The organism is Mesorhizobium sp. M00.F.Ca.ET.216.01.1.1 (assembly GCF_004010325.2).
Lineage (GTDB): Bacteria > Pseudomonadota > Alphaproteobacteria > Rhizobiales > Rhizobiaceae > Mesorhizobium.
Genome location: NZ_SADR02000020.1, coordinates 126,880 through 133,354, shown reverse-complemented (window position 1 = coordinate 133,354; position 6,475 = coordinate 126,880). Strand labels below are relative to the sequence as shown.

Genomic DNA, 6,475 nt, shown 5'->3' with positions numbered 1-6,475 from the left:
TCCGGCGGTTGCGGGTTTGTCTTTAGAATCAGTCGCTTGAAACTAAAGCGTACCTGAAACCGCCGGGCTTTGCCCGTGGAAATATCGCGATTTCTCTAATAAATTCAGATGCTTGCCCTTTATGGACGCGCACTAGTCTAGAGGCGCGTCTTCCCTTCTCCCCTTGTGGGAGAAGGGAAGTGCTGCACCCGGTCGCTACGCCGATGCCCCTGGCAGCCCGTCAAATCACATTCAACTCCCGGAATGCCCGCCCCTCCGCCACGCGGCTGTAGCCAAACGCCGAGCAATCCACCGTCTGATAACCGCCGTGCATGATGAGCTCGGCCAGCGCCTTGCCGACCGCCGGCGCCTGCTGCAGGCCGTGGCCGGAAAAGCCGTTGGCGAAGAGGAAATTCTTGACCTCAGGATGCGGGCCGATCACCGCGTTCTGGTCGAGCGTGTTGTAGTCGTAGTGGCCGGCCCAGGCGCGCGTTGGCTTGATTGCCTCGAAGGCGGGGATGCGAGTCGCCAGCACCGGCCAGATCACCTCTTCGAACAGCGGCCAGTCCGGCTCGAAATCGGCCGGGTCGGCGGGGCCGTCGCCCTCTTCCGGCTCGGCGCCGCCGGTGATGTAGACCGAACCTTCCGGCCTGACATAGATGCCGCTCGGATCGACCAGCAGCGGCATGTCGGCATATTTTTCGCGCGCCTCGAAGACGAAGACGTTGCGCTTGCGCGGCTCCACCGGCAGCGCCAGCCCGGCAAAAGCCGCGACCTTGCCGGCATTCGGCCCGGCGGCGTTGATGACGATGCCGGCCTCGAGCTTTTCGCCATTGTCGAGGCTCACGCCAGTGATGTGGTCGCCCTGCCGCTCGATACCGGTGACAGACGCAGTGATGAAATCGATGTTTTTGCCCCGCAGCGCCTTGCGGAACAGCATCAGCATCGCATGCGCATCGAACCAGCCTTCGCCGCTGCGGCCGAAGGCGCCGGCGGTGATGCCCTCGGCCGACAGCCACGGAAACCGACGCACCAGTGCCTCCGCATCCTCGAGCACGATGTCGGCGCCCTCGGCCATTTGCGCCTCGTGATTAGCCCTAAGGATCGGCAGCCCGTTCTCGCCGGCAAGGATGAGATAACCGCCCTCGCGAAAGCCGATATCGGCGTCCGCCCCGAACTCTTCGGTGAGCCGCCGGAACAGTTTCAGCGTGAACTGCGACAGGCGGATGTTTTCGGGGATCGAGAATTGCTGGCGGATCGAAGCGCATGACAACGTCGTTGCCGCATGGGCGAATTGCGGATCGCGCTCTACCAGCGCGATCGAGCCCGTAAACCCCTCCTCGCGCAGATAGTAGGCAATCGAGGAGCCGACGATAGCTCCGCCGATGATGACGATGTCGTAGCGCACTTTTTCGCTTCTCCAGTTCTAGAGCATGAACCCGAAAGTGGGTACCGGTTTTCGGAAAAGATCATGCTCCAATTCATGCAGCCGGCAGAATGATCTCGAAGCGCGTGCCGCCCTCGAAGTCAACCAGCCGGATCGTGCCATCATGCGCTTTCAGGAGGGCCAGCACGATGCCGAGCCCCATGCCGGTGCCGCCCGACTCGCGGCGCGTGGTGAAGAACGGCTCGAAGATGTGCGCCCGGTTGCTGGGCGAAATGCCGGCGCCGTCGTCGCTCACCTGGATAGTCGCCTTGCCGTCTATGCTCGCCGCCGCAACGGAAACCAGCCTCGCGCCATGCCGCGCCGAATTGTCGATGAGATTGGCAAGCACGATGGCGGCGTTCTCAGCCGATATGCGCAGGCCGATGCCGCCGCCCGCCTCGACACGAACCGCTAGCCTGTCGTCGGCCGGCAGCAGCGCCAGCGCCGCATTGATCGATGTGCTCTCGCCGCTCGGCGCAAGGGTTTCGGCGCGCGCCAGGTCGAGCAGGCGGCGCACCAGGAGGTTGAGCCGCCCGGCATCGGTGACGATGTTGTTCGAAAACCGCCGCCGCTCGGCCTCGTCCATCGCAGCACCGGAATCGCGCAACAGTTCTGCCGCCCCCTGGATCGCCGTCAGCGGCGATTTGAGCTCGTGCGAGACATGGGTGGCGAAGGTCTGGATGCTGTCCGAGCGCGCATGCAGCTTTTCGGCCATGTCGAGGAAGGCGGCGGAAAGCTCGGCCATCTCGCGCGTGCCGTGGTGATCGAGCAGCCTGATCGCCTCGCGCTCGCCGGCGGCGATGCGTTTTGTCCGCTCCATCAGTGCGTATATCGGCCGGCTGACGGTGCGCAGGAAGACAAGCGCGATCAGCAACGTCCCGCTGAGTATGGCGATTGCCGCTAACGTCACCTTGCCGCGCTCGCCATAGAGATGCTTGACGATGTTGTTTGGTGTCCGCGACAGATAGACCACGCCGGCGACCCTGCCGTCGAGGTCAACTGGTATGGCGACGAAGATACGCACCCTGGTGCCGCGGCTGACCGAATAGAGCGGTGGCGGCGGCTGGTCGGGGATCCTCAGCCGGAGCGCGCTGGCATAACGGCCGGCAAGCGCCTCGCGAACCTCGGCGACGTCGCCGAGCGACAGGCCGACCTCTTCGCGGCCGGCAATGACGACGCCCTTGGGATCGAGCAGCCGGAAGCCGGCAAGCGTGGTTTTCTGCGTCTCGGCAAGAATACCCGAAAGGCGCGCGCCGACCGCCGCGAAGACGGGATCGATGGCGGCGGCCATCCCCACCGGCCGCGTCGCCAGAACCCTGTCGGAGGCGAGATCAAGGCGCGGCTCGATAGGCCGGTAGGGAGAGGACGGATCATCATTTCCGCCGGCCGAAATGGCCACGCCGAGCTTTTCGGTCGGAATGCCGGCGTCGCGGACCTCTTGCGCATAGATAGCGGCAAGCGCGGCACCTTGCGCGATCAGTTCGGCCTCGGTCTGGCGGATCAGCTGGTTCTCGTAAAGCCGGAAGAAGAACAGGCCGACCAGCGGCAGCGTCATCACCACGATCAGGATGGCAACGACGACCGTCGCGAGGCTCGGCCGCCATTTCTGCGCGCTCACGTACCACATTTGCCAAGCCGGAAGCCAACGCCATGGACAGTCTCGATCGCGTCCGTGCAGCCGGCGGCCGCCAGCTTGGCGCGGATGTTGCGGATGTGGCTGTCGACGGTGCGGCCGGCGACATGGATGTTGGCGGCATAGGCATTGGCCATCACTGTCTCGCGGCCGAGCACATGCGCGGGGCGCGCCAGAAACCCTTTCAGGATCGAGAATTCGATCGACGTCAGCACCAGCGGCTTGCCGTCGAAGCTGGCGGTATGGCTGGCCGGCACCAGGGCCAGCCTGCCATGCGAAAATTGCCTGTCGTCGGCCTGTTCCGGCGCGGGGCGAGCGCGCCGGAGGATGACGTTGACGCGGGCGACCAGTTCGCGCGGGCTGAAAGGCTTGGTGACATAGTCGTCGCCGCCCATTTCAAGCTCGAGCACCCGGTCGATCTCCTCGTCGCGCGCCGACAGGAACAGCACCGGCACATCCGATGTGTGCCGCAGCCGCCGGCAGACTTCGAGCCCGTCCATCTCCGGCATGCCGATGTCGAGCACGACAAGATCGGGCGCGCGGCGCTCGATGGCCTGCAATGCGGCGGCGCCGTCGGACACGGCAACCGTCTTCATGCCGGCCTTTTCGAGCGCGAAGCAGATGATTTCGCGGATGTGCGGATCGTCGTCGGCAACCAATATGTGATGGGACATGAATCAGCGGCCCGGCACGAAGGGTTCGTAACCCTGAGGAACCACGAACCGGCCTTGCCTGTCGAGAGTGCGATTGAGCCGCCAGTCGCGAAGCGTCCAGGCGCGCCAGTTGTCCTGCCTGGCGCGGTAGCGGGCTTCGTCCTGTCCGTGCAGTCCGGCAAGGTCGCGCCAGGCGGGATCGTCAGCGGCAATCGTCCTGTCCTGATGTTCGATGAAACGGTCGAGCGCCGGCAGTGCGCCGGGGCCGAGCGAGCGCAGATACCAGACGTCGAGGCGGATGCCATGGCCGGTCATTTCGAACGAGTGCTCGACATTGTAGTTGGCGATCAGCGCCGCGAAGTTGATGAAGCAGCAGGCATAGAACGTCGCTGATAACGTCAGAAGATTGGCGGAAAGCAGCCACTCGCTGGACTTTTCCAATGCAATGCGAGCGATGATGAGAGCGAGTCCCGCCGCCACCAGCCCCATCCAGACGAAGGCGGCGACGCGCCAGTAGGTCAGCGAGTAGATGCCGATATAGAGGTCGAGCCGCAGGATCGACGAGATGACCAGCACGATGTTCTGCGCCACCCAGAGATAGACCAGCCGGCGGATCAATGGATCGCTGGAGGTCGCGCTGCCCGGCCGCAGCGCCGCCAGCACGAAACCGGCGGCGAGCAGCGCCGTGACAATCAGCGGATAGGCACCGCGATGCGCATAGGCGGCATAGGTCATTCCGTCGGGCAGTGCGGCCCCGCCCCACAGATAGGCGGCGTCGAGCACGGTCTGCACCGCAAACAGCATGTTGAAGACGACCAGCGCGCGCAGAATGGCGGGCTTTCCGAAGATGATGTCCTCGATCGATGCGGCGGTCTTTGTCGCCTGCAGCGCGCCGGCAGGCGCAGACGACCGCACCACGCGCTGGATGCGACGGAGAGCGCGCGGCAGGCGTGGGCGCAGGAACGCCCAGACACTGGCAAGCACGAACAGCCAGAAGGCCAGCCGCAGCAGCTGGATAAGGTCGAGCAGCGCCAGGAGGTCGATCAGCGAGAACCAGTATTCGATGACCGGATTGGCGGCGCCGAACAGCGCCAGGAACACTGCGCCGAGGCTCAGCGGCATGACCCAGACGGCGACAGCCGCCAGGCGGATGCGCCGCCGGCCGAACCGCCGCACCGCCTTGCGCCAGCGGACGAAGTCGTGGATCAGCCGGAAAGGCGCTGCCAGCAGGAAGGTCGCGGCCTGGCCGGCGATGCGGGCGAGGCCGGGCCGCAACCTGCCGACCAGCGAAAGCGCAAAGACCGCCATGGCCGCAAGCCCGATCGCGACGGACAGGGCACTGACATTTTCGGCCAGCGGCAGCAGCGCGGCGAGCAAGCCGGCGGGCTTGAGCCAGAACCTGCCAGCGTTGAGCGTCGAAGGATGGAGCGCCGTCGCCGCGGCGGCAATCGCAATGGCGAACAGGAAAAGCGTGATGCCGACGGGCTGGCCGTAGAAGAAGAAATCAGCCAGCGCGATAAGCAGGACGGCAACGCCGAAGCGGCTGCAATAGCTCGGCGCGCCCACGAGGTACGCCGTCATGATCTGGCCTTCCCGGCGGCTGCAGCCCGGCCGGCATGCCTGGGCGAAGATTGGCGGATGAAAGGAAGCAGCATTGCCTTGGGCCGGGATGGATCGACGAGCCACCAGCCTTCACTGCGGAGCCGGTAAGGCAGGGACCAACGGGGTTTTTCGCGCTGTTGCATACCGCTTGTCTTACAGGCTGGCAGGGAAGCCGCGAGGCGGATTCGGGGAGATTTTCGGGAATCCCGTGCAGTTTTCGTGCAGGCGAAGACGACTTGCCTCGACCAGCCACAGGCGGCATAGATCAGGCATGGAAACCTACCGTCCGCGCCGCTCGGTGCTTTACGTTCCGGCCTCTAACGACAAGGCGCTGGCCAAGATCCCGTCGCTGGCCTGCGATGCCGTCATCATCGATCTCGAAGATGCCGTCGCCCCGGCCGACAAGATTTCCGCGCGCGAGAGACTGGCGGGCATTTTCGCCGGCCGGCCCGACCGGCGCTGCGAGATGGTCGTGCGCGTCAACGCGCTTTCCGGCGAATGGGGCGCCCACGATTTGCTGGCCGCGGCGAAATGCGAGCCCGACGCCATCCTGCTGCCCAAGGTCGACACGCCGCGCGACATCCTCGAAGCCGGCGACGTGCTCGACGACAATCTTGCGGCCGACGAGGTGAAACTATGGGCGATGATCGAGACGCCCAAGGCGCTGCTCAACATTGGTCCGATCGCCGAACTGGGCTGCGATCCCGCCTCGCGGCTCACTTGTTTCGTTGCCGGAACGAACGATTTGGCCAAGGAGACCGGCATTCTGGCCACGCCCGACCGGCGCTATCTCATGCCGTGGCTGATGCAGATGGTGCTGGCGGCGCGCGCCGGCGGCCTCGACCTGCTCGACGGCGTCTGCAACGACTTTCGCGATCTCGACGGCTTCGCGCGCGAATGCGCGGAAGCGGCGGCCATGGGCTTTGACGGCAAATCGCTTATCCACCCGGCCCAGATCGAAGCCGCGAACCGGGCCTTTGCGCCATCGCCCGAAGCATTGGCCGAGGCGCGTTCGGTCAGGGATGCTTTCGCACGTGCCGAAAATGCCGGCAGACAAGTGATTTCGCTGAATGGAAAAATGGTCGAGCGGCTGCATCTGGCGCAGGCCGAAAAACTGCTGGCGAAGGCAGCCGCCATCGGGGCATGATGCTCACATCTAGATCGCGGGCGATGGCAACTCAC

At 65.0% G+C, this 6,475-nt stretch carries 5 protein-coding genes; 1 reads left to right on the top strand and 4 read right to left on the bottom strand.

Features of this window, described 5'->3' with window-relative positions; translation table 11 throughout:
• Nucleotides 1-220 precede the first annotated feature (220 nt).
• From EN859_RS24350 to EN859_RS24335, 4 genes are all read right to left on the bottom strand, one after another.
• Nucleotides 221-1,387 (bottom strand): FAD-binding oxidoreductase, encoded by a 1,167-nt coding sequence (locus EN859_RS24350; RefSeq protein ID WP_127855118.1) that lies wholly within the window; start codon nt 1,385-1,387, stop codon nt 221-223.
• A gap of 73 nt (nt 1,388-1,460) precedes the next feature.
• A complete protein-coding gene (locus tag EN859_RS24345; protein ID WP_127855119.1) occupies nt 1,461-3,032 on the bottom strand; it encodes a HAMP domain-containing sensor histidine kinase in 1,572 nt (523 codons plus the stop codon).
• Nucleotides 3,020-3,712, bottom strand: a complete 693-nt coding sequence (locus tag EN859_RS24340) for a response regulator transcription factor (protein WP_127855120.1) — start codon at nt 3,710-3,712, stop codon at nt 3,020-3,022. The genes EN859_RS24345 and EN859_RS24340 overlap by 13 nt, the downstream gene beginning before the upstream one ends.
• Nucleotides 3,713-3,715: 3 nt before the next feature.
• Nucleotides 3,716-5,272 carry a DUF4173 domain-containing protein gene (locus tag EN859_RS24335; protein ID WP_127855121.1) on the bottom strand — a complete coding sequence of 519 codons (1,557 nt, stop codon included), beginning with the start codon at nt 5,270-5,272 and terminating at the stop codon, nt 3,716-3,718.
• Between the two features lie 292 nt (nt 5,273-5,564).
• On the opposite strand from EN859_RS24335, the gene EN859_RS24330 reads away from it, so the two are divergent.
• A complete protein-coding gene (locus EN859_RS24330) occupies nt 5,565-6,440 on the top strand; it encodes a CoA ester lyase (RefSeq protein ID WP_127855122.1) in 876 nt (291 codons plus the stop codon).
• The last annotated feature ends 35 nt before the right edge of the window (nt 6,441-6,475 follow it).

What these genes read in the sequence shown, in the direction of transcription:
- EN859_RS24345 (WP_127855119.1), bottom strand. Translation starts at nt 3,032, where the DNA reads ATGTGGTACGTGAGCGCGCAGAAATGGCGGCCGAGCCTCGCGACGGTC.
- EN859_RS24330 (WP_127855122.1), top strand. Translation starts at nt 5,565, where the DNA reads ATGGAAACCTACCGTCCGCGCCGCTCGGTGCTTTACGTTCCGGCCTCT.
- EN859_RS24335 (WP_127855121.1), bottom strand. Translation starts at nt 5,272, where the DNA reads ATGACGGCGTACCTCGTGGGCGCGCCGAGCTATTGCAGCCGCTTCGGC.
- EN859_RS24340 (WP_127855120.1), bottom strand. Translation starts at nt 3,712, where the DNA reads ATGTCCCATCACATATTGGTTGCCGACGACGATCCGCACATCCGCGAA.